General features: G+C 61.4%; 20 protein-coding genes, 1 pseudogene and 1 riboswitch. Of the genes and pseudogenes, 8 read left to right on the forward strand and 13 right to left on the reverse strand.

Features of this window, described 5'->3' with window-relative positions; translation table 11 throughout:
- Nucleotides 1-374: 374 nt before the first annotated feature.
- Nucleotides 375-881 carry a hypothetical protein gene (locus tag AD664_RS27040; RefSeq protein ID WP_083454196.1) on the reverse strand — a complete coding sequence of 169 codons (507 nt, stop codon included), beginning with the start codon at nucleotides 879-881 and terminating at the stop codon, nucleotides 375-377.
- A 496-nt stretch (nucleotides 882-1377) separates the two neighbouring features.
- On the opposite strand from AD664_RS27040, the gene AD664_RS13645 reads away from it, so the two are divergent.
- Both AD664_RS13645 and AD664_RS13650 read left to right on the forward strand, forming a co-directional pair.
- Entirely contained in the window at nucleotides 1378-1929 is a 552-nt protein-coding gene (locus AD664_RS13645; RefSeq protein ID WP_053147235.1) for a cytochrome b, read from the forward strand.
- 32 nt (nucleotides 1930-1961) lie between these two features.
- Nucleotides 1962-2555, forward strand: coding sequence for a YceI family protein (locus AD664_RS13650; protein WP_042729529.1), 594 nt, complete (start codon nucleotides 1962-1964; stop codon nucleotides 2553-2555).
- 288 nt (nucleotides 2556-2843) lie between these two features.
- On the opposite strand, the gene AD664_RS13655 is transcribed toward AD664_RS13650, so the two are convergent.
- The 5 genes and pseudogenes from AD664_RS13655 to ahcY form a co-directional block, all read right to left on the reverse strand.
- Complete coding sequence (locus AD664_RS13655) at nucleotides 2844-4691, reverse strand: DEAD/DEAH box helicase (protein WP_053147237.1); 1848 nt, start codon at nucleotides 4689-4691, stop codon at nucleotides 2844-2846.
- A gap of 228 nt (nucleotides 4692-4919) precedes the next feature.
- Nucleotides 4920-5730 (reverse strand): annotated as a pseudogene (locus tag AD664_RS13660) (substrate-binding periplasmic protein); the annotation flags it as partial.
- A gap of 55 nt (nucleotides 5731-5785) precedes the next feature.
- Nucleotides 5786-6868 carry a hypothetical protein gene (locus AD664_RS13665; RefSeq protein WP_053147241.1) on the reverse strand — a complete coding sequence of 361 codons (1083 nt, stop codon included), beginning with the start codon at nucleotides 6866-6868 and terminating at the stop codon, nucleotides 5786-5788.
- An 83-nt stretch (nucleotides 6869-6951) separates the two neighbouring features.
- Nucleotides 6952-7797: a methylenetetrahydrofolate reductase [NAD(P)H] gene (metF, locus tag AD664_RS13670; protein ID WP_042729533.1), complete on the reverse strand. Its 846-nt coding sequence runs from the start codon at nucleotides 7795-7797 to the stop codon at nucleotides 6952-6954.
- A 181-nt stretch (nucleotides 7798-7978) separates the two neighbouring features.
- Nucleotides 7979-9388 carry an adenosylhomocysteinase gene (gene ahcY, locus AD664_RS13675; RefSeq protein ID WP_042729534.1) on the reverse strand — a complete coding sequence of 470 codons (1410 nt, stop codon included), beginning with the start codon at nucleotides 9386-9388 and terminating at the stop codon, nucleotides 7979-7981.
- Nucleotides 9389-9411: 23 nt separating this feature from the next.
- A riboswitch (S-adenosyl-L-homocysteine riboswitch) is annotated at nucleotides 9412-9518 on the reverse strand.
- A 190-nt stretch (nucleotides 9519-9708) separates the two neighbouring features.
- Here ahcY and AD664_RS13680 point away from each other — a divergent pair.
- Together AD664_RS13680 and AD664_RS13685 are read left to right on the forward strand one after the other, a co-directional pair.
- Nucleotides 9709-10110, forward strand: a complete 402-nt coding sequence (locus tag AD664_RS13680; protein ID WP_047735873.1) for an acyl-CoA thioesterase — start codon at nucleotides 9709-9711, stop codon at nucleotides 10108-10110.
- Nucleotides 10111-10308: 198 nt separating this feature from the next.
- Nucleotides 10309-11190, forward strand: coding sequence for a formate/nitrite transporter family protein (locus AD664_RS13685; RefSeq protein ID WP_053147243.1), 882 nt, complete (start codon nucleotides 10309-10311; stop codon nucleotides 11188-11190).
- Between the two features lie 38 nt (nucleotides 11191-11228).
- On the opposite strand, the gene AD664_RS13690 is transcribed toward AD664_RS13685, so the two are convergent.
- Both AD664_RS13690 and AD664_RS13695 read right to left on the reverse strand, forming a co-directional pair.
- Nucleotides 11229-13166, reverse strand: a complete 1938-nt coding sequence (locus AD664_RS13690; RefSeq protein WP_083454197.1) for a patatin-like phospholipase family protein — start codon at nucleotides 13164-13166, stop codon at nucleotides 11229-11231.
- A 242-nt stretch (nucleotides 13167-13408) separates the two neighbouring features.
- Complete coding sequence (locus AD664_RS13695) at nucleotides 13409-14569, reverse strand: MFS transporter (RefSeq protein ID WP_053147247.1); 1161 nt, start codon at nucleotides 14567-14569, stop codon at nucleotides 13409-13411.
- A 511-nt stretch (nucleotides 14570-15080) separates the two neighbouring features.
- Between AD664_RS13695 and AD664_RS13700 the strand changes: the two genes are divergently transcribed.
- Nucleotides 15081-15464 (forward strand): MAPEG family protein, encoded by a 384-nt coding sequence (locus AD664_RS13700; RefSeq protein ID WP_053147249.1) that lies wholly within the window; start codon nucleotides 15081-15083, stop codon nucleotides 15462-15464.
- A 62-nt stretch (nucleotides 15465-15526) separates the two neighbouring features.
- Here the strand turns inward: AD664_RS13700 and AD664_RS13705 are convergent, their stop codons facing one another.
- Nucleotides 15527-16714 carry a murein transglycosylase A gene (locus AD664_RS13705; RefSeq protein WP_053147251.1) on the reverse strand — a complete coding sequence of 396 codons (1188 nt, stop codon included), beginning with the start codon at nucleotides 16712-16714 and terminating at the stop codon, nucleotides 15527-15529.
- A gap of 125 nt (nucleotides 16715-16839) precedes the next feature.
- On the opposite strand from AD664_RS13705, the gene AD664_RS13710 reads away from it, so the two are divergent.
- A complete protein-coding gene (locus AD664_RS13710) occupies nucleotides 16840-17289 on the forward strand; it encodes a cytochrome c (protein WP_053147253.1) in 450 nt (149 codons plus the stop codon).
- 91 nt (nucleotides 17290-17380) lie between these two features.
- Here the strand turns inward: AD664_RS13710 and AD664_RS13715 are convergent, their stop codons facing one another.
- From AD664_RS13715 to AD664_RS13730, 4 genes are all read right to left on the reverse strand, one after another.
- The gene (locus AD664_RS13715; protein WP_053147256.1) at nucleotides 17381-17776 is read right to left on the reverse strand and encodes a DUF1090 domain-containing protein; all 396 of its coding nucleotides are present in this window, start codon (nucleotides 17774-17776) and stop codon (nucleotides 17381-17383) included.
- 90 nt (nucleotides 17777-17866) lie between these two features.
- Nucleotides 17867-19540 (reverse strand): NAD-dependent DNA ligase LigB, encoded by a 1674-nt coding sequence (gene ligB / locus AD664_RS13720; RefSeq protein ID WP_053147258.1) that lies wholly within the window; start codon nucleotides 19538-19540, stop codon nucleotides 17867-17869.
- A 175-nt stretch (nucleotides 19541-19715) separates the two neighbouring features.
- The gene (metK, locus tag AD664_RS13725; protein WP_053147260.1) at nucleotides 19716-20906 is read right to left on the reverse strand and encodes a methionine adenosyltransferase; all 1191 of its coding nucleotides are present in this window, start codon (nucleotides 20904-20906) and stop codon (nucleotides 19716-19718) included.
- A gap of 19 nt (nucleotides 20907-20925) precedes the next feature.
- Nucleotides 20926-21921, reverse strand: coding sequence for a metalloregulator ArsR/SmtB family transcription factor (locus AD664_RS13730; protein WP_053147262.1), 996 nt, complete (start codon nucleotides 21919-21921; stop codon nucleotides 20926-20928).
- A gap of 271 nt (nucleotides 21922-22192) precedes the next feature.
- Here AD664_RS13730 and tkt point away from each other — a divergent pair, with 271 nt between their 5' ends.
- Nucleotides 22193-24190, forward strand: a complete 1998-nt coding sequence (tkt, locus tag AD664_RS13735; RefSeq protein ID WP_053147264.1) for a transketolase — start codon at nucleotides 22193-22195, stop codon at nucleotides 24188-24190.
- Nucleotides 24191-24340: 150 nt separating this feature from the next.
- Nucleotides 24341-25423, forward strand: coding sequence for an erythrose-4-phosphate dehydrogenase (epd, locus tag AD664_RS13740; protein ID WP_042732121.1), 1083 nt, complete (start codon nucleotides 24341-24343; stop codon nucleotides 25421-25423).
- Nucleotides 25424-25434: the final 11 nt, after the last annotated feature.

Raw genomic sequence — 25434 nt, forward strand, 5'->3', positions numbered from 1 at the left:
CTCGAAAAAGCAGGAGCGTGTATGAAAATACTGATGACGATGGCCGTATTGGTTTCGATGTACGGGTGCGTGTACGGCGAATGTCGGGATCCTCTGATGATTTCAAAACAAGACCCTTAGTTGGCGTACAGGTGCACGTTTGTCCCCTATAAGCCTGAATGCTTGGTGAATTAATAATTCAAAGCGTTAGGCTCATAAGAATTGGAGTGAAACATGAAACCAATGGCGGCTTTAGTGTTATTGATAATTCTCTTCGGTAGCGGCTGTACTGGTGGCCGTATGATACTTAAAAAACACGACCCTCAATTGACGTACAGATGCGATATGGATCCTTATAGACCTGAATGCACCGCTACTTGAGGTTTGTGTAGTTCCTACAAGGGCGGTAGCGAAAAAGACCAAGTATAGACCTCCACATTCTCGAACCAGATTTTCACCCGTTTTGGCTTTGAGAAACGTCCCGGGACGAAGCCAAAGCGGGCCCAGCATAGATTCCCCGTCCGTCTGTCATAGATCACCAGGTTGCCATCGTCTTGCATCGCCAGGCAGGCGTTGTACCAGAGCGATTTGTCTCTGCTATGAGTACTTTCAGCAATCCACAAACGCCTCTTCGACGGGTTATAAAGGAAGCCACTGTTTGCGATGACAAACTGCAGTGGCTCACGCATTCTTTTTGGATACAAGGTTGCGCTATGAGGTTGTCTGCTATCAGCTACCCAAACGACAGTCTCATCGTCTTTGATGATCAGATTTCCATCAGCCTGCAAGACCAGGCGGAATTTTCCGTTTGGGGACTGGAGGTACTGCCCCGGCGACATTGTTTGATTGGGAGGCAGCAACGGCGAGCCACTTGCTCGAAATGGAGTGTAAGGAACAGCCATGTTTTTACCTTGTTCAATGAGTTGTTGAGCACTCATTTGATCAAGAGGGAAGGCGGAAACGGCGATACATATATTGCATGGTGGAAATAGCTGGGTGGTGATGGCTCCGACGCGCTTTCCTGTGGAAGCAGTCCCTCGCGATGAGACCCATACAGGCTCGTAAAGGCTAATGTCAGTCAGTTAATGATCAAACGACACAAAACCTTTGGGAGCAAAGCTTGCTCGCGATAGCGGCAGCCCATCTATGGTGTTGTCGACTGGCTCGCCCCATCGCGAGCAAGCTTTTCTCCCCACGGGTTTGCGGCTTAACTGACTGGCATTGCCCCTAAAGGCTGCTAATCCCCCGTCATCACCACCATCTCCCCCTTTAATCTTTCCTTAACCCAGCTCTCCCACACTGATGATCGTATTTCTCGATATTTCAAAGCGAAATTTTCCGCTTTAAATCGATAGATAACCCGCTAGTCTTGGTCGCAGTTTTTACAGGATATGAGCAATGCAGCTACGCAACTCTTCTTCTCGCTATGGCTGGGTCAGTATCGTTTTGCACTGGGGCGTTGCGCTGGTGGTGTACGGGTTGTTCGCGCTTGGCTTGTGGATGGTCGGCCTGGATTACTACAGCACCTGGCGCAAAGACGCGCCGGACCTGCACAAGAGCATTGGCCTGGTGCTGCTGGCGGTGATGCTGCTGCGGGTGCTCTGGCGTTTTATCAGCCCGCCGCCACCGACCTTGCCCAGCTATGGTCGCCTGACCCGCGTCGGCGCCAAGCTCGGCCACAGTGCCCTGTATCTCGGGTTGTTCGCCGTGATGATTGCCGGTTACCTGATTTCCACCGCAGACGGTGTCGGGATCCCGGTGTTTGGCCTGTTCGAAGTACCCGCGCTAGTGTCTGGACTGCCTGACCAGGCAGACGTCGCCGGCCTGATTCACCTGTACCTGGCATGGGCGCTGGTCATTTTCTCCGGCCTCCATGCGTTGGCAGCATTGAAACACCACTTTATCGACCGTGACGCGACCCTCAAGCGCATGCTGGGGCGCCAAGCCTGATGTTCAACCTCGACTCCAAAGGAATAGAAAGCATGTTGAAAAAGACGCTCGCCGCCCTGGCAATCGGTTCCACCCTGCTGGCCGGCCAGGCCATGGCTGCCGACTACGTAGTCGACAAGGAAGGTCAGCACGCCTTCGTCGACTTCAAGATCAGCCACCTGGGCTACAGCTACATCACCGGTACCTTCAAGGACATCGACGGCAAGTTCAACTTCGACGCCGCCAAGCCTGAAGACAGCAAGATCGAGTTCAACGTCCGCACCGCCAGCGTGTTCACCAACCACGCCGAGCGCGACAAGCACATCGCCAGTGCCGACTTCCTGAACGCGGGCAAATTCGCCGACGCCAAGTTCGTCTCCACCAGCGTCAAGTCCACCGGCAAGAACGCTGATGGCAAGGAAACGGCCGACGTCACCGGCGACCTGACCCTGCTGGGCGTGACCAAGCCAGTCGTGGTCAAGGCCACTTTCCTGGGTGAAGGCAAGGACCCATGGGGCGGCTACCGTGCCGGCTTCGAAGGCACCACCAGCATCAAGCGCTCGGACTTCGGCAAACAGAAAGACCTGGGCCCATCGTCCGATGTGGTCGAGCTGTACGTTTCGTTTGAAGGTGTCAAAGCGAAGTAATCTTCGCGCCTGACAAAAAAACGCCCCCGGCCTTGCGGTCGGGGGCGTTTTTTTATGGCCGTATGAATATGCTGCAAACGACCCCTGACCTCTGTGGGAGCGGGCTTGCTCGCGAAAGCGGTGGGCCAGTAGACACAGAGGTGAATGAAAGTCCGCATTCGTCGGATCGCCGCCCGGAGCAAACCCGCTCCCACATTAGGATGTGCCCCACAGGAATGTGTGTGAGGCTTCAACAAAAATGCCCCTTGATCGCGAGACCAAGGGGCATTGTCTACGGCACGGAAAAACTCAGCGATTGCGGGTCAACAGGGCCGGTTTTTCGCCTCGTGGACGGCTAGGCAGTTGATCCAGTTGCTCAGGCGTCGGGAAACGATCGATCTTCGACTCCTTGTGCATGATCTTCGGCTGGTTGCCACGCGGGTTTTGCACGGCCGGTTCCTGGCGAGACTGGTCGTCACGGGCCGGGCGGCGAGGGCGGGAGTCTTCGCGGCGTGCCTGACCGTCACGGGATGCACCGTTGCGTGGACCGTTGCGCTTGGCTGGCGGGGTGCCGGTGGACGAGCCGTTGTTGCGCGGACCGTTCTGGCGACCTTGCGACTGGCCGCCGCGTGGAGCGCCTGCGCCTTGTGCCGGAGCCCCCGGGCGACGGCCGCGGCCCTGGGCGGGCTTTTGCTGCGGTACGTAGTCGACGCGGTTACCGAAGTTGTCGATATCGTCGTCCAGGAACTCGTCCGGGGCACGATCGACGGCGGCGCGTGGGGCCGGACGCTGCTGCTCGCGGGCAGGGCTGCCTTCACGGGGCTTCTGCTCACGGGCCGGGCGCTCGCCACGGCCGTTGCTGGCGGACTTTTCCTTGCCCTTGTCCTTGCCTTTGTCCTTGCGACCGCCGCCACCGCCATTCGGACCGTCGCCCCGTGGGCCACGGGCATTGCGCGGGTTGCGCACGTCCGGACGTTCACGCACTTCAGGCTTCTCGGCCTCAATGGTGCTGGCGTCGAAACCCATCAGGTCGCCGTCGGCGATTTTCTGCTTGGTCATGCGCTCGATGCTTTTGAGCAGCTTTTCTTCGTCCGGCGCAACCAGGGAGATCGCTTCGCCCGAACGACCGGCCCGGCCGGTACGGCCGATACGGTGCACGTAGTCTTCATCGACGTTCGGCAGTTCGAAGTTGACCACGTGGGGCAACTGGTCGATGTCCAGGCCACGGGCGGCGATGTCGGTGGCGACCAGGATGCGCACTTCACCGGCCTTGAAGTCGGCCAGGGCCTTGGTGCGGGCGTTCTGGCTCTTGTTGCCATGGATCGCCACGGCCGGCAGGCCATGCTTGTCCAGGTATTCGGCCAGGCGGTTGGCGCCGTGCTTGGTGCGCGTGAACACCAGGACCTGTTCCCAGGCGCCGGCGGTGATCAGGTGCGCCAGCAGGGCGCGCTTGTGGCTGGCTGCCAGGCGGAACACTCGCTGCTCGATGCGCTCGACCGTGGTGTTGGGCGGCGTGACTTCGATGCGTTCCGGGTTGTGCAGCAGCTTGCCGGCCAGGTCGGTGATGTCCTTGGAGAACGTCGCCGAAAACAGCAGGTTCTGGCGCTTGGCGGGCAGGCGGGCGAGGACCTTCTTTACGTCATGGACGAAGCCCATGTCGAGCATCCGGTCGGCTTCGTCCAGCACGAGGATTTCCACGTGGGACAAATCGACGCTGCCTTGGCCGGCGAGGTCCAGCAGGCGGCCGGGGCAGGCCACCAGCACGTCGACACCGCGAGACATGGCCTGGACCTGCGGGTTCATGCCCACGCCGCCGAAGATGCAGGCGCTGACGAACTTCAGGTCACGGGCATAGATCTTGAAGCTCTCGTGGACCTGGGCCGCCAGTTCGCGGGTCGGGGTCAGGACCAGTACGCGCGGTTGGCGCGGGCCATGACGCTGGGATTTGTCTGGGTGACCGTTGGGAAACAACCGCTCCAGGATCGGGAGGGCGAAACCGCCGGTTTTACCAGTGCCTGTCTGCGCCGCGACCATCAGGTCGCGACCTTGCAACACGGCGGGAATGGCCCGCTGTTGCACCGGGGTAGGCTCGGTGTAGCCGGCGGCTTCGATGGCGCCGACTAAAGCCTCGGAGAGACCGAGGGAAGCAAAGGACATGAGTAATCCTGTTTTAGTGAGGGCCTGGCCCAATGGGATAGTCTTGCCTGGCGCGAATGACGGTCAATAAATGTCATCCCGTCCGGTCCTGCCGGGTCTTAAAGGTGGGTCCGGATACGGCTCGCGCGGGGCTGAAAGCTGCGCTGTAGCGGTGTCGGGAGACCTTTTGCAAGACCGGGCGTCCGGGCGTGAGCCTGGCGGGAAGGCCGGAGTATAACAGAGCAAACGCCGTGCGCTGCTTTCCTGCTGCTCAACGGTGTATTTCGGCGTTGGCCGCAGCCGACGGCATGACCTGGGCCATCGGGCCTGCGCCGTACCGGGCGCTCAGTTCGGCATAGGCCGGTTCGCGCTTGAAACGCTTGAGTTCGGCGCCGAAACGTTGCACCAGCAGGTCCATGCCGGCGTTGCGTCGCACCGCCAGGTATTGGCTCTGACGACTGACGACAGTCGGGTTCTCGGTGATCTGGTCGCCGAGCTGCATCTGCTCGAGCACATGGCGGCCGACCCGGCGATCGGTGATGAGCAGGTCGATCCGGCCCAGTTGCAACTTGCCGAAGTTGGCTTCGTGGGTGGGTGCGGTTTCGCGCTTGAACAGGTTCGATTCGCTGAAGGCCTGGCTGTAGAGATAGCCGGGTGACGTGCCGACGGTCAGGCCCTTGAGGTCGTCGAGTGTACGAAAGGGATGGGGGCGGGCATTGGCGTAGAACATCACGAACTCCACGTCCGACAGCGGCTCGCTGGGGTACAGCAGCGTGGCATCGCGCTCGTCGCTGTGGAAAATGTCCAGCGCGCCGTCCGCCAGACCTTGCTCCAGCATCGCCAGGCAACGCTTCCAGGGCAGGAACTGCCATTCCACGTCGATCCCCAGGCGCTTGAACACAATGGCCGTGGTTTCGTAGTCCAGGCCCAGGCGCTTGCCGTTTTCTTCGTACACGTACGGCGCCCAGGGCTCAGTGACAATGCGCAACTTCTCTGCCCGAGCGGCAATGCTCAGGCACATGAGAATTAAGGCTGTCAGTAGCTGGGCAATGACGGGCATGCCCTGAGGTTACGACGAGAGCTCATCAAATAGCTAGAGTGCTCTGGCCTGGGCCTCAGTCGCCTTTTGTCTGCATCAGGTGCGCATAGATGACTTCGCGGCGCTCGCCCAGCACCAGGCGAATCAGCGGATGATTGAGCCAGCGCTTGAGTTCGTGGTCTTCCAGTGGTTTTTTAAGGCGATCTTCGACGTTTTCCAGGGCTTTTTCCCACCAGACCGGGGCGCAAGCCTGATCGAACTGGTTGGTATGGCGGTAGCAGCCGTAGAGGATCTCGCGCATGAATTGCCGTTTATGGGCGGGCAGCGCCAGGGTGACGAACTTGTAGGCCAGGCGTTGGAACGCCGGAGGGCGGGGCAGGACGGTGGTGACCTGCGCCGTTTCGTCCAGCGCCTGCTGGCAGGTGGGCGCGGCATGGTGCTTGTCGAGCCAGGCCTTGGTCTTGGCGCGGAACAGCTGCTTGCGGCTCCAATAGTGATGGATCAGGTCCGGGCATTCGCGCAGTTGCACCGAACGGTAGGCCGCCACCGCCAGGCAAAACTCTTCCAGGGTGTAGGCCCCTTGGGCCAGGGGAAAGAGCTCATCCATCAGTGCAATCGAGCGGTCCAGCACCGACGCATCCGTGTGGTAGAGGCCGATGACCCCCGAATTCAACTGGGGCATGCTGTCGTCCGCCAGCCGGCGCTCACGCAGGATGTCCGCCAGCGTCACGTACAGCAACGAATCCTTGTTGGCGCCATAACTCAGGTTGACGGCATTGCATAGCAAGGTGCCGGGTTGGATACGGCGGAACAATTCGAGCGGTGAGCAATGGAAGAAGGTGTCGGTGTCGATCAACAGGGCCAGTTCGGCTTCTTCAAGCACCTTCTGCATCACCACATGCTTGGCGCGGAAATGATAGCCGTGGGGCTCGATCCAGGCCTTGCGGGTCTCGTCGTCCAGCAGGCGCAAGCGCACCGGCAGGCCTTCGTACGGTGCCGGATCGTCGGTGAATACCTGGATATCCAGGGCTTCGCCGGGGGTTTTGCGCAGGCCCGCCAACGCGCTGGCGATGCTGAACAAGGCTTCCTGGTGATAGGTCTCGGCCCCATAGACCAGGTAGATCAGTTGTGGGGTCTTTAACCTTTGACCGTTGAGCATCTACTGCAATCCTTCAGGTGTCTTGGGTGAAAAAAAAGCCTTGGAGGGTGCCAAGGCCTTTTTCATACCGGCACGTTAAGCCATTAACGTGGCAGTTTGAGGTTGTTCCATACCGCCAGGCTTGGCTCGGCCTGGTTAAGGGTATAGAAATGCAGCCCCGGTGCACCGCCCTGCAACAAACGTTCACACATTTGCGTGATGACGTCCTCGCCGAAGCTTTGGATGCTGGACGTGTCGTCACCATAGGCTTCCAGCTGCTTGCGGATCCAGCGTGGGATCTCGGCGCCGCACGCATCGGAGAAGCGCGCCAGCTTGCTGTAGTTGGTGATCGGCATGATCCCCGGCACCACTGGAATGTCGACTCCCAGCTGCCGCACGCGTTCGACAAAGTAGAAGTAGCTGTCGGCGTTGAAGAAGTACTGGGTGATGGCGCTGTTCGCCCCGGCGTGGGCCTTGCGGACGAAGTTGCGCAGATCGTCTTCGAAATTGCGCGCCTGCGGGTGCATTTCCGGATAAGCGGCGATTTCGATGTGGAAGTGGTCACCGGTCTCTTCACGAATGAAGCTCACCAGTTCGTTGGCGTGGCGCAGTTCACCACTGGCCATGCCCATGCCCGAGGGCAGGTCACCGCGCAGGGCAACGATGCGCTTGATGCCCGCCGCCTTGTACTGGGTCAGCAGGCCGCGCAGGTCGTCCTTGCTGTCGCCCACGCAGGACAGGTGGGGCGCTGCCGGGACTTTCACTTCGCTTTCGAGCTGCAACACGGTGTTCATCGTGCGGTCACGGGTCGAACCGCCGGCGCCGTAGGTGCAGGAGAAGAAGTCGGGTTTGTGGCTCGCCAACTGGCGGGCAGTGGCGATCAGTTTTTCATGCCCAGCATCGGTCTTCGTCGGGAAGAATTCGAAGCTGTAGCGACGGTCTTGGGACATGGTCGGAGCTCCCAGCTGCAAGCTGCAAGCTGCGAGCTACAAGAGGGCGTTGCGCCGATTCCTGTGCTTCAGGCTTGCAGCTCGCGGCTGCGTAATAGCGATGAAGAAGTAGATCCAAGCTTCCAGTCACAAGTAGACAAACCGCTCTGCTTGCCGCTTGAAGCTTGAAGCTCGCAGCTGCTTAATACCGGTAGGCGTGCGGCTTGAACGGGCCTTCGACGGTGACGCCGATGTAGTCAGCCTGTTGCTTGGTCAGCTTGGTGACCACGCCACCGAAGCCGCGGACCATTTCCAGGGCCACTTCTTCGTCGAGTTTCTTCGGCAATACTTCCACGGTCAGGCGCTCGGCTTTCTGGGCAGGCGACAGGTCGGCGTATTTCTGGCCGAACAGGAAGATCTGGGCCAGGACCTGGTTGGCGAACGAACCGTCCATGATCCGGCTCGGGTGGCCAGTGGCATTGCCCAGGTTGACCAGGCGGCCTTCGGCCAGCAGGATCAGGTAGTCGTCGTTCTGTGGGTCGAAGCTGCCGGTGCCGGTGCGGTGAACCTTGTGGACCTGCGGCTTCACTTCTTCCCAAGCCCAGTGCTTGCGCATGAAGGCGGTGTCGATCTCATTGTCGAAGTGACCGATGTTGCACACCACGGCACGCTTTTTCAGGGCCTTGAGCATGTTCGCGTCGCAGACATTGACGTTACCGGTGGTGGTCACGATCAGGTCGATCTTGCCCAGCAGGGCCTTGTCGACGCTTGCTTCGGTGCCGTCGTTGATCCCGTCGATGAACGGCGAAACCAGCTCGAAACCGTCCATGCAAGCCTGCATGGCGCAGATCGGGTCGACTTCCGAGACCTTGACGATCATGCCTTCCTGGCGCAGGGACTGGGCCGAGCCCTTGCCCACGTCGCCGTAGCCGATCACCAGCGCCTGCTTGCCCGACAACAGGTGGTCGGTGCCGCGCTTGATGGCGTCGTTGAGGCTGTGACGGCAGCCGTACTTGTTGTCGTTCTTGCTCTTGGTCACCGAGTCATTGACGTTGATGGCCGGGATTTTCAGTTCGCCCTTGGCCAGCATGTCCAGCAGGCGGTGCACGCCGGTGGTGGTCTCTTCGGTCACGCCGTGGACGTGTTCGAGCACGGCCGGGTATTTCTTGTGCAGCAGCTCGGTCAGGTCGCCGCCGTCGTCGAGGATCATGTTGGTGTCCCATGGCTGGCCATCCTTGAGGATGGTCTGCTCCAGGCACCACTCGTACTCTTGCTCGGTCTCGCCCTTCCAGGCGAACACCGGGATACCGGCGGCGGCGATGGCGGCGGCGGCCTGGTCCTGGGTCGAGAAGATGTTGCAGGACGACCAGCGCACTTCGGCACCCAGGGCAACCAGGGTTTCGATCAGCACGGCGGTCTGGATGGTCATGTGGATGCAGCCGAGGATCTTCGCGCCCTTGAGCGGTTGCTCGCCGGCGTATTTGCGGCGAAGGCCCATCAGGGCTGGCATTTCGGATTCGGCGATGATGATTTCGCGACGGCCCCAGGCGGCTAGGGACATGTCGGCAACTTTGTAGTCGTTAAAATCTGCAGGCGTGATAACAGCGCTCATGAAGAGCCTCCATTCGTAATGTATGCGAATGGGCGCCGTTGTGCGTTTAGTGTCCATGCAGGTTGCCCCGTGTGAACAACGCCCCATCCGAGCCTGACAGGTCGAACCTGCTGCAGCGCCCCTCGGACAGGTGGCGGGAACGGTCCAAAGCGAGGACCGGTTGAAGCGGTGGCGATTATAACGGGCTCGGCCGATCTTCCAAAGGGTTTCTGTCGGCAAATCAAAATTGCCGATGGTCGTTATAGGACCCGCGACGTAGAGCCTGACCGGCCGGTCTGCCATGATGCAGCCATTCATCGGCCAGACACTCAGGAGTGAACATGAATTTCCACACCCGCAAATGGGTCAAGCCCGAAGACCTCAACCCCAACGGCACGCTGTTCGGCGGCAGCCTGCTGCGCTGGATCGACGAAGAGGCGGCCATCTATGCCATCGTCCAGCTCGGCAACCAGCGCGTGGTCACCAAGTACATCTCGGAGATCAACTTTGTCAGCGCCTCGCGCCAGGGCGACATCATCGAGCTGGGGATCACCGCCACCGAGTTTGGCCGTACCTCCATCACCCTGACGTGCGAGGTGCGCAACAAAATCACCCGCAAGAGCATCCTGACCGTGGAGAAGATGGTCTTCGTCAATCTTGGCGAGGATGGCCTGCCGGCGCCCCATGGCCGTACCGAGATCAAGTACGTCAAGGATCAGTTCCAGGACGACATCACTGAGTGACAACCTTGGGGGCGCTGGCTTGCCCGCGAAGGCGTCGTTACATGCGGCATCACGGCACGCTGAACCACCGTTTTCGCGAGCAAGCCCGCTCCAACATGGGTTTTGCATCAAACTCGGGATCGAGGGTGCAAACCCGTCACTGAACAGCTTCGTGCGCCGCCTGTCGTAGCTACATCACGCCACCGGTTCAGGAGCTGTATGGACACTCATAAAGACGGCAAGACCCCTGACCTTTCGGCTCAGGAACAGCAGGAAGTCGACCGCAACCAGCCGCCACGGGCAGCGGTGCTGCACGAAATCATCCGCACCCAGGGCGACCAGGAGCTGGAGCGCAGCATTGCCGCGCTCTGGTGGTCGGCCCTGGCGGCCGGGTTGACCATGGGCCTGTCGCTGATGGCGATGGGCTTGCTCAACTCCCGGCTGCCAGACCACGAAGGCTTCAAGGTGATCGCCAGTTTCGGCTACTGCGCCGGCTTTCTCGCGGTCATCCTTGCCCGCCAGCAGTTGTTCACCGAAAACACCCTGACCGCCGTGTTGCCGGTCATGAGCAAACCCAGCCTGGCCAATTTCGGACGATTGTTGCGGCTCTGGGGCGTGGTGCTGGTGGGCAACCTGTGCGGCACCCTGCTGGTGGCGTACGTGATGCTGCACCTGCCGATCTTCGACGCGCGTACCGACCTCGCTTTCCTGGAGATCGGCCGCAAGGTCATGGAAAACGACACCGGCCAGATGTTTGCCAAGGGCATCATTTCCGGCTGGATGATCGCCACCATGGTCTGGATGATCCCCTCCATGGAAAGCGCCAAGATGTGGACCATCATCCTCATCACCTACCTGATGGCGCTCGGCGATTTCACCCACATTGTCGTCGGCTCGGCCGAGGTGTCGTACCTGGTGTTTGCCGGCGAACTGCCCTGGGAAGATTTTTGGATGGTGTTTGCCGGGCCGACGCTGGCCGGCAACATTGTCGGTGGCAGCTGCATATTCGCCCTGATCAGTCATGCGCAGATCCGCAGCGAAGTCGGCCTTCCCAAAGACAAGCCAGCCGCCAGGCCGACGCGGCGCAGCGATTCGGAGTGAGGGCAAGCCTGACCCCGGACCCGCGCTGCGGGCGGCGCTTACTTGAATTGCATGTTGCGCAACGTCTCGCGGGTCGTTGACTCCGGATTGAGCAGCCCCGTGTAGCGCGACCGGTAATTGGCGATGATCCGTTCGAGCGAATGATTGAACGCGATCTTCTGCTCGTGTGAATGCTTGGGCGCCTTTGGATCTTGCAGTTCCTGCAGATCCCGGATGACCCCATTGATCAGCTCGATGTTCACATTGGGCTGGCCGCTCAGGAAACGTGCGGGGTGCAGCACGTTTTGCACGACGTTACGGATACGCGTGGCAATGTCCTGCAACTGCATTTTCTCGATAGCATGATGGGTCACTTCGGAAATGACTCCGGGTGCGTTTTTGTCCCACTCGCTGGCAGCCTGCAGAAACTGCATGAAGTCCGGGTCATTGTCGTGATTGAGGCGTTTAGCCAGCCATTCCAGCCTACCGGGTTGATCCGCAAGTTGGTCGAGACCCCAGATGGCCATGTGCATCTGGGGCGTGGGTTCAAGCACGGTGGACGTTTCGTTGGCCTCCCGGACCGATTCCTTCAATTGTGCCATCGCCCACTTGGCCTTCTCCCTGAAGGCGATCACTTCGGCGCAGGCTTCGTCGACCTCCAGTTCTGCGCTCAGTTGCTCGAAATCCTGATCGTTCAATGCCAACAGGGCGTCCTCGACCGAGGCAAACGAAAAGGTCTGTTGTGTGGCATCGCGCCTGTCCAGATGGATCTGGACATCCTTGCGCAGTTCTTCCTGGAGATGATTCTTGATGTCCTTGGACATCCTGAAGTTGACCGTCCCTTTCAGTAGGCCGCGATAATCGCCTTGATCCGTTTTCAGCCGTACGACGACGGTCTGGTCGGTAAAGCGTTTGAGTTGTTCGGCATTCCATGCAGAGCTGGCCGTATGGGGGGCCTTGAGAAAACGGTCGACCAGGGCCGACATGCCCGTACCTCGCGGATTTTCCTGCTCCGCTTCCTGCGCCTCGAAGACCAGGATCAATGGCTCGCTGTCCGGGATCGGACTTAGCGAAGTCGGCGGGTTATACAGGTCAGGTACGGGTGTGTTGTTCAGGATGCCGCCATCGGCACATGCCATGGTTGCCTCCATCGTTTGGAAAGGCTGTCCTTGCAGGGTCGGCTTGCCAAACACCAGCGGCAGCGACGCGGAGATATGCGCGGCCACGGCAATGTCCATGTCGGGGGTCAGGTCCGCGCTGAAGACCACCAGTTGCGTGCCTTCCTTGAACAGGGCGGTGCCGGTGATTTCTACAGATTTGATCTGCGCAATCTCTTTGCTCAGGGTCGCCAGGTCGGCAAACGTGACGTATTGGTTGCTTTTCACATTGGCAACGGCTTGTTGCGCTTCTTTGGAAAGAGGCTTTGGGTGGTCTTGGCAATGCTGCAGCAGCGCCTTGCAGGCCTCGGCCCTGATCAGTTCTTCCAGGGGCATCCCTTTGGAGCCCAGGCGTGGCAGCAGGTCACATAGCAACTGCGCCAGGGGGAGTTTTTCCAGTTTTTCGCCCAGCTTCGACAACCCGTTCTGGATTTTTCTGACGCTTGGGTGGGTGCTGTCGAGCAAGGAAACAAGGGGGATGTCGTCAGAGATTCTGTCGAAGCCCACATGATTCATGCCGCTGGCGAGCAACGCCGCCGAAATGGCCCCCGCAGAGGAGCCTGAAATCGTTCTGATATTGCCCATGACGCCGTTGGCCTCGAGGGTATCGACGAATCCGGAATAAGCGACGCCCTTGGCCCCACCGCCGCTCAGGACCAGTTTTGTGATGGGAGGCCGCTTCATACCGATTTGGGCGCTACCGTCTTCATTTCGAACGAGACTGATCGACCGGTCCGTCGCGCCACAGGCCATCTGCTGGGGACCTTCTGGACGCGCTTGTTCTGCGAGTGGGCCTGAGTTCTGAAAGGTGTAGGAGGAGTGTCGCGAGATTTCTAGCATTTTCTGGTTCGTTCCGTGTGCCCAGGAGGGGAGCCGAACTGTAAGCAAGATCTGGAGGCTAATTGCGTCGTGACTCAATTGGACAAATATCCGCCGGTTGCCAACAACAGTCGGCGGACTTTTATGAAAGCGCTCTGGAACAAGGCTTCTGGATGGCCGGTAAAACAGCCCGCACGGAAGGGAACAAATTCTTACTGAAAGCGTTGCCCATTCGCTCATGGGCAGGGCAGTTTTCTCAGCCTTTAAACCGCGACTGCCGCCGAACGCCGCTGACGATGAATGAAGAACAACGCCGTCAACGTCGTCAGACCGCCGATGCATGCCCCGGCCCACGGCAAGTCCGCGAGGTCGGCGCCACTGGCGACGACCAGCCCGCCCATCCACGCCCCCGCCGCGTTACCGAGGTTGAAAGCACTCTGGTTCAGGGTCGAGCCGAGGTTGGGTGCCTCGTGGGCCTGGTCGATGATCAGCAATTGCAGGATCGGGCACAGGGCAAAGGCGAAGATGCCCCAGAGCACCAGGGTGATCGCCGCCGGGATCACCGAATGACTGGTCTGGCTGAACGCGGCCAGGACCAGCACCACGGCCAGGGTCATCGCCACCAGCGCTGGCAACAGGCGGCGGTCGGCCAGGCGACCACCCAGGAAACTGCCCGCCGTCAGGCCGACGCCGAACAACAGCAGCATGACCGTGATGCCGTGGGGGCTGACGCCGGTGATGTCCTGCAGGATCGGCGCGATGTAGGTGAACACGCTGAACAGGCTGGTGGAGGCCAGCACGCTCATGCCCAGGGCCAACAACACGTTGACCTTGCCCAGCACCTTGAACTCGCTGGCCAGGTTGGCTTTGTCCATGGGGATTGCCTTGGGCAGCCAGACCCATTGGGCGATGGCGGCGATCACGCCGATGACCGCCACCGCCCAGAACGTCGAGCGCCAGCCGGCGTATTGACCCAGGGCCGTGCCCAGCGGCACGCCCAGCACGTTGGCCAGGGTCAGGCCGGTGAACATCATGGCAATCGCCTGGGCCCGCTTGTTCGGAGCGACGAGCCCGGCAGCCACCACCGAACCGATGCCAAAGAACGCCCCGTGGCACAGCGCCGTGATGACCCTGGCGGCCATCAGCGTGGCGTAGTTCGGCGCCAGGGCGCAGAGCACGTTGCCAAGAATGAACATCAACGTCATGCCCAGCAATGTGGCTTTGCGCGGCATGTTGGCGGTGCCGATGGCCAGGATCGGCGCACCGAACACCACGCCCAGGGCGTAGCCGGTGATCAGCAACCCGGCCTGGGGAATGCTCACTGCCAGGTCTCGAGCGACGTCGGGCAGCAGCCCCATGATGACGAATTCAGTCGTGCCGATGCCGAAAGCGGCGACGGCCAAAGCAAGCAAGGCGAGTGGCATGCGCAGGGTCTCTGTCTATAGTCTTGACGCGGTTCAGGCATACGCAGGCCGACGTCCGGCTCGAAGGGCGCGGATATCGGCACAATTATTGGAAATTATTGGAATAGGTGCATGCGCAACTGAGTGCGGCGTGGTTGCGTGCAGTATAAACAGCTGTCCCGGGATCGCGAATCAATTCGTGCCCTTGCGGGCGTGAAACCGGACAGGGGGGATGCCATGCCCGCAACGGCGTGCATGGCCTGAAAGAACCTTTTGCCCGGCCGCGGCTCTTAGGCTCTGTTTGAAAAGTCTTGAGACGAAGGTCAGGCAAGGCGAAAACCGGCGAGGAAGCGGAGTTTACTGGAGTAAATGAGCATTCCGAGCCGGTTTTCAACGCAGCATGAACGAGTATCAAGGCTTTTCAGACAGAGCCTAGCCTGCGGGCCGGTGCGGATTGGCACGTCGGTGGTGATGTTCTGACCGGCGCCCTGATGCTCGATTGTCCACAACACTTAAAAAAAGGAACTGCGTCATGACGGTGGCTCTGTGGTGTATTTTGATTGCGATCATCCTGCCTTACCTGTGTATCGGTCTTGCCAAGATAGGCGGCAGGTATCGGTTGCAGGACAACCACGACCCTCGGGATTTTCTCGAATCGCTCGACGGCTGGCCGCGGCGCGCCTATGCCGCACAGCTCAACAGCTTCGAAATCGCCCCGGCGTTCGCTGCCGCCGTGATCGTCGCGCACCTGGCCGGCAACGCCGAGCTGGTGACGATCAATGTGCTGGCGGTGCTGTTCATCACCAGCCGCCTGCTCTACATCATCTGCTACCTGGCCGACTGGGCGATCCTGCGTTCGCTGGTGTGGCTAGTCGGCGTGGGGCTGGTGTTGAGTTTCTTCTTCGTTTCGGTTTGAGCCTGGCTGCTGGGGCCTGATGCTGGCTTGCTCGCCAGAGGGGGCCGCTGGCGCCAAAACCCTCAGGGATTGGCGCTGACCGCATTCGCCACCTGTGGCACTTGCGGCAATGGCATTGCTTTGGGCCAGAGCATCCAGATCTGGCCCTGCTGCTTCATGTCCCCGGCCAACTGCCCGGCGGCGTCCCCGGTGCCCCAGAACAGGTCCGCACGTACTTCTCCGGTGATTGCGCCACCGGTGTCCTGGGCGGCGACGGGGCGGTTCAAGGCACTGCCGTCGGGGCGTGTCGTGGACAGCCACAACAAACTACCCAACGGAATCACCTTGCGGTCCACCGCCACGCTGTAGCCGGCGGTCAGCGGCACGTTCAGCGAGCCTCGCGGGCCTTCGTTGCTGTCGGGGTTGCGGTTGAAAAACACGTAGCTGGGGTTGCTGCCCAGCAACTCGGGGATCCGCTTCGGGTTGGCCTTGGCCCACGCGGCGATGGTGCCCATGGTCACGTCTTCTTTCTTCAGTTCGCCCTGTTCCACCAGCCAGCGGCCGATGGGCCGGTAAGGGTGGCCATTCTGGTCGGCATAGCCGATGCGCAACTGGCGGCCGTCATCGAGGCGAATCCGACCCGAACCCTGGATTTGCAGGAATTGCAGGTTCATCGGGTCTGTCAGCCAGGCGATCACCGGCGCCTTCACGCCCTGGGTCTCGATGGTGGCGGCGTCGTCGTAGGGCTTGAGCACGCGACCTTCGAGACGGCCGCGCAGGCGCTTACCCTTGAGTTCGGGGTAGATGCTGTCCAGGGCCACGATGATCATGTCGTCGGGCACGCCGTACACCGGGATGTTCGCGCTGGCGGTCTGGGTGAGGCTGCCGGGGTAGACCGGCTCGTAATAGCCGGTGATCAGGCCGTTGGGGCTGTTGTCGCCCGAGCGCAGGCCATAGACGTCCAGGTTTTGCTTGAGGAAGTTGCGTACAGCCGTGGCGGTCTGCGGCACATTGGCCGCCGCCGCGCAGGTCGGGCCCCAGTTCGCATCGGCCTTGAGCCGGGTGCAGGCGCTGCGCCAGGAGGCGAAACCGGCCAACAGATCCTGGTCGGACACGGGCGGCAGCGCTTCCCATGGCGCGCTGGCATACGTGGCGAGGGCATGGGTCTGGGGTGCTTCGGTTTTTTCGCCGCGGTTGCAGCCGGCCAGCACAGCGAGCAGCGGCAAGGTCAACGCCAGGCCCAGGTGCCAGGTCTTGGAGCGACTGTTCATGAAGATTTCCCTTGCAGTCATTCAAACGCTGTCAGGCGTGCGAACAACCCGTATTGTTGATGGGGCCATTGGTCTTTACCGATGACGCGAGGATACTAACCGCCGTTTCCTGTCCCGAGGCCAAGATGTTTGTAAAACGATTTTCCATGGTCATGCTGGCCTGCCTGCTGTTGCCCGCTTGTGGCGGCGTCGATCCCAACTCTCCCTTGGGCCAGCGCAAGGCGATTTTCAAACAGATGCTCAAGACCAACGAAGAACTGGGCGGCATGCTGCGTGGTCGGGTCCCGTTCGACGGCACGCGTTTCGCCGAGGGCGCGGTGCAGCTCGATCGACTGTCCCATGAGCCGTGGAAGCACTTCCCGCCAGTGCGCGAGCAAGACCACACCAGCGCCCGGGATGAGGTCTGGCAGAAGCAGGCACGTTTCCAGGAACTGGCCCGCAACCTTGAGGTGGCGACCGGCGAACTGGTGACGGTCAGCCAGGTCCAGCCCTACAAGGCCAGCAACCTTGGGCCGGCGGTGCAGAAGGTCGAGGATGCGTGCAGTGCCTGCCATAAGGAATTTCGCGATCATTGAAATAGAGCAGCTTCGAGTGGCCAGCTGCAAGCGGCCAGTAAAAGGCTAGCGGTTCGCCGTAACTTGACGCCTTCAGCTTGAAACTTGCCGCTTATTTGTCCAGCTCATCCACGGCTTCCTGCAGCTCCTTGCGGGAGGCCGCCAGCTTGTCCTTGCGTTTGTTGATCCGCTCGGCGTCGCCTTTCTTCATGGCTTTTTCCAGGTCGGCCTGGCGTCGGCTGACTTCGTGCTTGGCCTCGAGCACCTTGTTTTCACGTTCCTTGCGCAAGGACGCGTCGGTGCAATGGGTGGTGACCTCGCTCAGCGCCGTTTCCAGGCCGGCTTGCTGGTCCTGGTTGCCACGGGACTTGGCCAGTTCGATCTGGTTGATGATGCCCTGGCGCTTGGCCGCGCAGCCGGTGAGCTCCGGGGCTTGCTCGTCCGCCATCAGCGGCGTGGCCATGGCGCTGCACAGGACCAGCAGGGCAGCGGGGGACAGGAAATTCATAGCAACTCCGTAATTAAATCGCGAGCGGTCGGTTCAGATGCGCAGTTGGAGCCCTCAGGGGCCCCTTGGGTTCAACCACACGGGTACGGATCAGAACCCGTCGACTCCGGCGGCGCGTAACACTTCACTCAAGGCTTGCACCTGAGGGTCGCCAAAAAACGCGCTCAATTGCGCGGCGCGCCCCGGCCCAATACCCGTTTCGGCTTGCCATTGTTCGGTGCTGCGCTCGGCCAGTGCCTGCCAGGGGCCTTCCAGCCGTGCCTCGCCAACGGGGGGTAGGCCAAGGGCCTTGAGCCATTGCCGAAAAGGCCGTTGCCGGGCGCCATGCAGACTGGCGAGCAGGCGGGTGCTGCTGCGTTCGCCGAAGCCGGTCATGTTAGCAAGCTCGGCGGCATCGAGGGTCATCCAATCCAGCAATCCGTCGAGTCGACCGGCCGCCAGGAGTTTTTCCCAGGTGCCGGGGCCGACGTGAGGCAAGGCGAGCCCCTGCTTGCCGCTGAGCCAGTTCAGGCGCGCGAGGAATTGGCTTTCGCAGCCGAGTGTCGGTTGCCAGCAGCTCAACGGGTGATAATCGGTTGCCACCGGTGCGCTGATGGGTTCGCGCACGACACCACGCAGCACGACGCCGTCGAGACGCGGAATCGTCAACCCGGCCAGGCTGATGGCGACTCGGTCGCCGGGCCGGATGTCCAATGCTTCCCAGCGCTTGAGGGAGCTGACACTCACCCGGCGGATGAGCCGGTCGTCGAGCAGGGTCGGTTCAAGTTCCAGCAGCGGTGTGATCCGCCCGGTGCGCCCGATCTTGAAGCGCACCTTGCGCACTTCGGCCAGCGCCTGGGCGTGAGGGTACTTCCAGGCCACGCTCCAGAACGGTGCCCGGGCCTGCCAGCGGTCGGCGGGTGGACGGCGGCTCTGGCGCAGGACGATCCCATCGCTGGCAAACGGCAGTGGCGTTCGATACCAGTGGTTGCGCCAGTGCTCGGCATCGGCCAGGGTGTGGACGGGCTGGTTGTATGTGAGGGTGTCGGCAAAACCCAGCTTGCCCAGGGCCGTCATCCGTTCGGTCAGGGTGTCGGGCCCTTCTGGCCAGTCCCAGGTAAACAGACCGATCCCCGCTGCCTCCTGCGCCGTCAAATGCTGGCGTGCCATCAATCCCGCTACCGTCCCGCGGGCGTTGAGGCTGCCGCTTTGTGCCTGGACGTGGGCATCCAGGCGCCAATACAACTCGCCCTGGACCCGCACGTCCGAACGTTGCTGCAAGTGCTGGGGGATGGCGCCGATCTTTCGCGCGTTCGCAGTCCAGTCGTGTCCCTGTACGCCATCGCCGCGGCTGATCGCCTGGTGCAGCCGGCCCTTGCGGTAGATCAGCGTAACGGCCACGCCATCGACTTTCGGCTGGGCCCAGACGTCTTCTCGATCCTGCAGCCAGGCTTGCACGGCGCCGGCATCCTTGAGTTTGTCCAAGCCGGTGTGGGCCACCGGGTGCGCGACCTTTCCACCGGCCGTGCGCAATGGGCTCGCGGGCTTCTCCAGGCCCAGGCAGTTGCGCCATTGCTCCAGTTGCTCGCGGGCCTGGTCGTACAGTTCATCGGCGACCTCTGCGCGCCCCTCGCGGTGATAGCTGTCGTCCCAGCTGTCGATTTGTTGCTGCACGGCGGCCACCTCGGCCTGGGCGCGTTCCTCGGGCCAGGTTGGGCAGGGCACCGCAGTGACGGGTAGGGTGGTGAATAGAAGACCGATGAATACAAATGCGGACAGTGGCATCGAGGCATCCTTGCTCGTTGAGTGACTTGAAGGCTAGTCACTGTCGCGCACACTGGGCGATCGAGAGCGTTACCGGGTTTTACCCGCCTGATTGCCCTGGCGGCATACAAAGCGCCGGGCATGAAAAAGCCCCTGGCAACCGGGTCGCCAGGGGCTTTTTCATGACACGCGGGTATTACAGGCCGGCAGCGGCGCGCAGGGCGTCGGCGCGGTCGGTTTTTTCCCAGGTGAAGGTGGTGAAGGTATCGTCACCGACGGTGCGGGTCTGCGGCGTGCGGCCGAAGTGACCGTAGGCGGCGGTTTCCTGGTACATCGGGTGCAGCAGGTCGAGCATGGTTGTGATGGCGTAAGGGCGCAGGTCGAACACTTCACGCACCAGCTTGATGATCTTGTCGTCGCCGATCTTGCCGGTGCCGAACGTATTCAACGAAATCGAAGTCGGCTGGGCGACACCGATAGCGTAGGAGACCTGGATCTCGCAGCGCTCGGCCAGGCCGGCGGCGACGATGTTCTTGGCCACGTAGCGACCGGCGTAGGCGGCCGAACGGTCGACCTTCGATGGGTCCTTGCCGGAGAACGCGCCGCCGCCGTGACGGGCCATGCCGCCGTAGCTGTCGACGATGATCTTGCGACCGGTCAGGCCGCAGTCACCCACCGGGCCGCCGATGATGAAGTTGCCGGTCGGGTTGATGTGGAACTGGGTGTCCTTGGTCAGCAATTCGGCAGGCAATACGTGCTTGACGATCAGCTCCATCACGCCTTCGCGCAGGTCCTTATAGGACACTTCCGGGTTGTGCTGGGTCGACAGCACGACCGCGTCGATGCCCACGACCTTGCCGTTCTCGTAACGGCAGGTGACCTGGGACTTGGCATCCGGGCGCAGCCACGGCAGCAGGCCGGACTTGCGGGCTTCGGCCTGGCGCTGCACCAGTTGGTGCGAGAAGGTGATCGGTGCCGGCATCAGCACGTCGGTCTCGTTGCTGGCGTAGCCGAACATCAGGCCCTGGTCGCCTGCACCCTGGTCTTCCGGCTTGCTGCGGTCGACGCCCTGGGCGATGTCCACCGACTGTTTGCCGATGATGTTCATCACGCCGCAGGTGGCCCCGTCGAAGCCCACGTCGGAGCTGTTGTAGCCAATGCCCAGGATCACATCGCGCACGATCTGTTCCAGGTCGACCCAGGCCGAGGTGGTGACTTCGCCGGCGATGATCGCCACGCCCGTTTTCACCAGCGTCTCGCACGCCACGCGGGCGAATTTGTCTTCCGCGATGATGGCGTCCAGCACGGCATCGGAAATCTGGTCGGCGATTTTGTCCGGATGCCCTTCAGACACGGACTCGGAGGTGAAAAGGGAGTATTCGCTCATCTCGATGTTTTCCTACAAGTTACCGTTGGTGAGTGTCGCCAGTCGGTCGCTGGAAGTGGCGAACCTGGATCTGGAAACCATTGCGTAAGCCCACATAGAGGCTTTCCCCGGGCACAAGGCCCGCAGCGGAGGCCCAACGGGCCAGGTCATCCTGTTCAAACCCCAGCCAGAGATCTCCGCAGGCCTCCCTGGCCCAGCTCTGGTTGTGGCTGCATAACTCGGTTACCAGCAGGCTGCCGCCCGTTTGCACCAGGCTGGCCAGGTGCTTGAGGGCATCGGCCGGTGCGGCGAAGTGGTGGAGCACCATGTTCAATACCACGCAGTCGGCCTGCTGGTTGATGCCATCCAGGGCATCGGCCAGTTGCAGGCTGACGTTAGCCAGGTTTTCCCGCTCGCACACCTGGCGCGCCAGTTCGAGCATGGCCGGGCTGTTGTCCAGCGCCGTGACCTGGTGAAAGCGTCGCGCCAGTTCCGGCAGGAACGCGCCGTCGCCAGGGCCGACTTCGATCGCGCTGGCCGTGGGCTCGAAGCCGAGCTTGTCCAGCAGCGCCACCACGCTTTCGCGGTATTGCGGCAGGCCGGCGATCAGGTCTTGCTGGGCGCGGAATTTTTCGGCCACACGGGCGAAGAAGTCCTGGCTGGCGGCGGCCCGTTGCTTGTGGACCTGGGCGATGCGTGCCTGCACGTCCATCGGCAACTGCAGCGCGTCCACTTCGTCGAGCAACGCGGCGTGCAGCTTGCCGCCCAGAAGATCGGTGTGGGGCAGGGCGCGGCGATAGAAAATGGCGTTGCCTTCGCGGCGGGTGGCCACCAGGTCGGCCTGGGCCAGGACCTTGAGGTGGTGGCTCATGCCGGACTGGCCGATGCCGAAGATCTGCGCCAGTTCCAGCACGCCGAACGAGTCGTTCGCCAGGGCGCGCAATACATTGAGCCGCAACGGATCGCCGCCGGCCTTGCAAAGGGCCGCCAGCTCATCGCAATCGTCGTGGCGAATGGAAGGCACGTGTAAGTTCATAAGGCGGCAGTCTAGTGAGGGGGGCGGTGCATCGCAAGGTCAATATCAAAAAGTTTTGATATTGCTTGATAAATGGCACTTCCCGCCGCGTACCGGACTCTACAATCCATCAGCGGAAAGGTTTCACCTGGCGAATGAGACTTTATCCACCGGAAAAACGCCTGCCGATGACTATCTGTCATTGCCCCGGGGCGGGTGGGTGAGGGAAAATGCTCGCCTTTTTCAGTTTCGTTTTATTCATTCTCGATTCAATTCCCGCAGGAGATCAGCGATGCCCAGCCGTCGTGAGCGAGCCAATGCCATTCGTGCCCTCAGCATGGATGCCGTGCAGAAAGCCAACAGCGGCCATCCCGGTGCCCCTATGGGTATGGCGGATATCGCCGAGGTGCTTTGGCGCGACTACCTCAAGCACAGCCCGAGCAATCCATCGTTCGCCGACCGTGACCGCTTCGTGCTGTCCAACGGCCACGGCTCGATGTTGATCTACTCGCTGCTGCACCTGACCGGCTATGACCTGTCGATCGATGACCTGAAGAACTTCCGCCAGTTGCACAGCCGCACCCCGGGCCACCCGGAATACGGCTACACCCCAGGCGTGGAAACCACGACCGGCCCGCTGGGCCAGGGCCTGGCCAACGCCGTGGGCTTCGCCCTCGCGGAAAAAGTCCTGGCGGCGCAGTTCAACCGTCCCGGCCATGACGTGGTCGATCACCACACCTACGTGTTCCTGGGTGATGGCTGCATGATGGAAGGCATTTCCCACGAAGTGGCCTCCCTGGCCGGTACCTTGGGCCTGGACAAGCTGATCGCCTTCTACGACGACAACGGCATCTCCATCGACGGTGAAGTCGAAGGCTGGTTCACCGACGACACCCCCAAGCGTTTCGAAGCCTACAACTGGCTGGTGATCCGCAACGTCGACGGTCATGACCCGGAAGAGATCAAGACCGCCATCGAAACCGCTCGCAAAAGTGCCCAGCCGACCCTGATCTGCTGCAAGACCACCATCGGCTTCGGCTCGCCGAACAAGCAGGGCAAGGAAGACTGCCACGGCGCTCCCCTGGGCGCCGAGGAAATCGCCCTGACCCGCGCGGCGCTGAAGTGGAACCATGGCCCGTTCGAAATCCCGGCCGACATCTATGCCGAGTGGGACGCCAAGGAAAAAGGCCGCGCCGTCGAAGCCGATTGGGACCAGCGTTTCGCGGCTTACAGCGCCGAATTCCCTGAGTTGGCCAATGAGCTGGTGCGTCGCCTCAGCGGCGAGCTGCCGGCCGACTTCGCCGCCAAGGCCTCGGCGTACATCGCCGAAGTCGCGGCCAAGGGCGAGACCATCGCCAGCCGCAAGGCCAGCCAGAACACCCTCAATGCCTTTGGCCCGCTGCTGCCCGAACTGCTGGGCGGTTCGGCCGACCTGGCCGGTTCCAACCTGACCCTGTGGAAAGGCTGCAAGGGTGTCAGCGCCGAAGACGCCAGCGGCAACTACATGTACTACGGTGTTCGTGAATTCGGCATGAGCGCCATCATGAACGGCGTGGCGCTGCACGGTGGCCTGGTGCCTTACGGCGCGACATTCCTGATGTTCATGGAATACGCCCGCAATGCCGTGCGCATGTCGGCCCTGATGAAGAAACGCGTGCTCTACGTGTTCACCCACGACTCCATCGGCCTGGGCGAAGACGGCCCGACTCACCAGCCGATCGAGCAACTGGCCAGCCTGCGCTGCACGCCGAACCTGGATACCTGGCGCCCTTGCGACGCCGTGGAGTCGGCGGTGGCCTGGAAATACGCGATCGAACGTAACGACGGCCCATCGGCGCTGATCTTCTCCCGTCAGAACCTGCAACACCAAGTGCGCGAAGCCGGCCAGATCGACGACATCGCTCGCGGTGGCTACGTGCTCAAGGACTGCATCGGCGAGCCGGAACTGATCCTGATCGCCACCGGCTCCGAAGTTGGCCTGGCCGTCCAGGCCTACGACAAGCTGACCGCGCAGGGGCGCAACGTACGCGTGGTGTCGATGCCGTGCACCAGCGTGTTTGACGCCCAAGACGCCGGCTACAAGCAGGCGGTACTGCCGCTGCAGGTCAGCGCCCGGATCGCCATCGAGGCAGCTCACGCCGATTACTGGTACAAGTACGTCGGCCTGGAAGGTCGCGTGATCGGCATGACCACCTACGGCGAATCGGCGCCTGCGCCGGCGCTGTTCGAGGAGTTCGGCTTCACCCTGGACAACATCCTGGGCCAGGCTGAAGAGTTGCTGGAAGACTGATCCGCGAACAAGTTGTCTGTTCTGACGCCATCGCGAGCAAGCTCGCTCCCACAGGTTCGACGAAGGTCTTTGTGGGAGCGAGCTTGCTCGCGATGGCGGTGGTCCAGATAAAGATTGTCTTAATGGATTCAACCAGGCCCCGAGACCCCCATGCCCCAACCGCGTCCCTACAAAGTTGCACTCAACGGCTACGGCCGGATTGGTCGTTGCGTCTTGCGTGCGTTGTTCGAGCGAGGGGCGAAGGCCGGGTTTGAAATTGTCGCGATCAACGATCTGGCCGACATGGCCAGTATCGAATACCTGACACGCTTTGACTCCACCCACGGCCGGTTCCCGGGCGAAGTGCGGGTCGAGGGCGATTGTCTGCATATCAATGGCGACTGCGTGAAGGTCCTGCGCAGTGCCACCCCCGAAGGCATCGACTGGGCGTCCCTGGGCGTCGACCTGGTACTCGAATGTTCCGGCGCCTACCACACCCGTGAAGACGGCCAGCGTTTTCTCGCGGCCGGCGCGCCCCGCGTGCTGTTCTCCCAACCGATGGCCAGCGAAGCGGATGTGGACGCGACCATCGTCTACGGCGTGAACCAGGATTGCCTGGCGGGCGACGAACTGCTGGTGTCCAACGCGTCCTGCACCACCAACTGCGGCGTGCCGCTGTTGCGCCTGCTGGACCAGGCCATAGGCCTGGAATACGTGTCAATCACCACCATTCACTCGGCGATGAACGATCAGCCGGTGATCGACGCCTATCACCATGAAGACCTGCGCCGCACCCGTTCGGCGTTCCAGTCGGTGATTCCGGTGTCCACTGGTCTGGCGCGCGGCATCGAACGGCTGCTGCCGGAACTTGCGGGGCGAATTCAGGCCAAAGCCGTGCGGGTGCCGACGGTCAACGTGTCCTGCCTCGATATCACGATGCAGACCGTGAGCGATACCGACGCCACCGAGGTCAACCGGATCCTGCGCGAAGCCGCCACCAGCGGCCCGCTCAAAGGCCTTCTGGCCTACACCGAATTGCCTCATGCCAGCTGTGATTTTAACCATGACCCCCATTCGGCCATCGTCGATGCCAGCCAGACCCGTGTTTCCGGGCCGCGGCTCGTGAACATCCTGGCCTGGTTCGACAACGAATGGGGTTTTGCCAACCGAATGCTCGACGTTGCTGAACATTACCTGCAAGCAGCGACGGCGCATTCTGGCCCGCTCAGTGCTTCCAACAAACCTGCTCTCTAAACAGTTACCCA

Origin of the sequence: Pseudomonas sp. P97.38, assembly GCF_001269745.1 — a bacterium.
In the GTDB taxonomy this organism is placed as follows: domain Bacteria; phylum Pseudomonadota; class Gammaproteobacteria; order Pseudomonadales; family Pseudomonadaceae; genus Aquipseudomonas; species Aquipseudomonas chlororaphis_E.

Bases quoted from the DNA above. Each gene is read 5' to 3' on its own strand.
- AD664_RS27040 (WP_083454196.1), bottom strand. From the start codon at position 881: ATGGCTGTTCCTTACACTCCATTTCGAGCAAGTGGCTCGCCGTTGCTG.
- AD664_RS13645 (WP_053147235.1), top strand. From the start codon at position 1,378: ATGCAGCTACGCAACTCTTCTTCTCGCTATGGCTGGGTCAGTATCGTT.
- AD664_RS13650 (WP_042729529.1), top strand. From the start codon at position 1,962: ATGTTGAAAAAGACGCTCGCCGCCCTGGCAATCGGTTCCACCCTGCTG.
- AD664_RS13655 (WP_053147237.1), bottom strand. From the start codon at position 4,691: ATGTCCTTTGCTTCCCTCGGTCTCTCCGAGGCTTTAGTCGGCGCCATC.
- AD664_RS13665 (WP_053147241.1), bottom strand. From the start codon at position 6,868: ATGCTCAACGGTCAAAGGTTAAAGACCCCACAACTGATCTACCTGGTC.
- metF (WP_042729533.1), bottom strand. From the start codon at position 7,797: ATGTCCCAAGACCGTCGCTACAGCTTCGAATTCTTCCCGACGAAGACC.
- ahcY (WP_042729534.1), bottom strand. From the start codon at position 9,388: ATGAGCGCTGTTATCACGCCTGCAGATTTTAACGACTACAAAGTTGCC.
- AD664_RS13680 (WP_047735873.1), top strand. From the start codon at position 9,709: ATGAATTTCCACACCCGCAAATGGGTCAAGCCCGAAGACCTCAACCCC.
- AD664_RS13685 (WP_053147243.1), top strand. From the start codon at position 10,309: ATGGACACTCATAAAGACGGCAAGACCCCTGACCTTTCGGCTCAGGAA.
- AD664_RS13690 (WP_083454197.1), bottom strand. From the start codon at position 13,166: ATGCTAGAAATCTCGCGACACTCCTCCTACACCTTTCAGAACTCAGGC.
- AD664_RS13695 (WP_053147247.1), bottom strand. From the start codon at position 14,569: ATGCCACTCGCCTTGCTTGCTTTGGCCGTCGCCGCTTTCGGCATCGGC.
- AD664_RS13700 (WP_053147249.1), top strand. From the start codon at position 15,081: ATGACGGTGGCTCTGTGGTGTATTTTGATTGCGATCATCCTGCCTTAC.
- AD664_RS13705 (WP_053147251.1), bottom strand. From the start codon at position 16,714: ATGAACAGTCGCTCCAAGACCTGGCACCTGGGCCTGGCGTTGACCTTG.
- AD664_RS13710 (WP_053147253.1), top strand. From the start codon at position 16,840: ATGTTTGTAAAACGATTTTCCATGGTCATGCTGGCCTGCCTGCTGTTG.
- AD664_RS13715 (WP_053147256.1), bottom strand. From the start codon at position 17,776: ATGAATTTCCTGTCCCCCGCTGCCCTGCTGGTCCTGTGCAGCGCCATG.
- ligB (WP_053147258.1), bottom strand. From the start codon at position 19,540: ATGCCACTGTCCGCATTTGTATTCATCGGTCTTCTATTCACCACCCTA.
- metK (WP_053147260.1), bottom strand. From the start codon at position 20,906: ATGAGCGAATACTCCCTTTTCACCTCCGAGTCCGTGTCTGAAGGGCAT.
- AD664_RS13730 (WP_053147262.1), bottom strand. From the start codon at position 21,921: ATGAACTTACACGTGCCTTCCATTCGCCACGACGATTGCGATGAGCTG.
- tkt (WP_053147264.1), top strand. From the start codon at position 22,193: ATGCCCAGCCGTCGTGAGCGAGCCAATGCCATTCGTGCCCTCAGCATG.
- epd (WP_042732121.1), top strand. From the start codon at position 24,341: ATGCCCCAACCGCGTCCCTACAAAGTTGCACTCAACGGCTACGGCCGG.